The sequence below is a fragment of the Paenibacillus sp. J23TS9 genome, assembly GCF_018403225.1.
GTDB lineage: Bacteria > Bacillota > Bacilli > Paenibacillales > Paenibacillaceae > Paenibacillus_AQ.
Genome location: NZ_BOSG01000013.1, coordinates 1,237 through 2,641, shown reverse-complemented (window position 1 = coordinate 2,641; position 1,405 = coordinate 1,237). Strand labels below are relative to the sequence as shown.

1 rRNA gene (cut by a window edge) is annotated in these 1,405 nt (G+C 54.3%); it reads right to left on the bottom strand.

The features are described 5' to 3' along the window. Positions 1 to 8 precede the first annotated feature (8 nt). A 23S ribosomal RNA gene (locus tag KJS65_RS29395) occupies positions 9 to 1,405 on the bottom strand; its annotated part runs 1,236 nt beyond the window's last position; the annotation flags it as partial.

Genomic DNA, 1,405 nt, shown 5'->3' with positions numbered 1-1,405 from the left:
AAACTTTTTAGGATAAGCCCTCGACCGATTAGTATTGGTCAGCTCCATGCATTGCTGCACTTCCACCTCCAACCTATCTACCTCGTCGTCTTCAAGGGGTCTTACATACTGGGAAATCTCATCTTGAGGGGGGCTTCACGCTTAGATGCTTTCAGCGCTTATCCCGTCCGTACGTAGCTACCCAGCCATGCTCCTGGCGGAACAACTGGTGCACCAGCGGTACGTCCATCCCGGTCCTCTCGTACTAAGGACAGCTCCTCTCAAATTTCCTACGCCCACGACAGATAGGGACCGAACTGTCTCACGACGTTCTGAACCCAGCTCGCGTACCGCTTTAATGGGCGAACAGCCCAACCCTTGGGACCTACTTCAGCCCCAGGATGCGATGAGCCGACATCGAGGTGCCAAACCTCCCCGTCGATGTGGACTCTTGGGGGAGATAAGCCTGTTATCCCCAGGGTAGCTTTTATCCGTTGAGCGATGGCCCTTCCATGCGGTACCACCGGATCACTAAGCCCGACTTTCGTCCCTGCTCGACTTGTAGGTCTCGCAGTCAAGCTCCCTTCTGCCTTTGCACTCTTCGAATGATTTCCAACCATTCTGAGGGAACCTTGGGGCGCCTCCGTTACTCTTTAGGAGGCGACCGCCCCAGTCAAACTGCCCACCTGACACTGTCCCCGCACCGGATTACGGTACTAGGTTAGAACCTAGATACGATCAGGGTGGTATCCCAACGGCGCCTCCACCTAAGCTGGCGCTCAGGTTTCAAAGGCTCCCACCTATCCTGTACAGATCGTACCCAAATCCAATATCAAGCTGCAGTAAAGCTCCATGGGGTCTTTCCGTCTTGTCGCGGGTAACCTGCATCTTCACAGGTATTAAAATTTCACCGGATCTCTCGTTGAGACAGCGCCCAAGTCGTTACGCCATTCGTGCGGGTCAGAATTTACCTGACAAGGAATTTCGCTACCTTAGGACCGTTATAGTTACGGCCGCCGTTTACTGGGGCTTCGGTTCATAGCTTCGGGTTACCCCTAACCACTCCCCTTAACCTTCCAGCACCGGGCAGGCGTCAGCCCGTATACTTCGCCTTGCGGCTTCGCACAGACCTGTGTTTTTGCTAAACAGTCGCTTGGGCCTTTTCACTGCGGCCCCCTCGTGCTATTCACACTACCGGGGCACCCCTTCTCCCGAAGTTACGGGGTCATTTTGCCGAGTTCCTTAACGAGAGTTCTTCCGCGCGCCTTAGAATTCTCTTCTCGCCTACCTGTGTCGGTTTGCGGTACGGGCACCTTCACCTGGCTAGAGGCTTTTCTTGGCAGTGTGAGATCATGACCTTCGCTACTATAATTTTCGCTCCCCATCACAGCCCAGCCTTACGATGTGCGGATTTGCCTACACATCA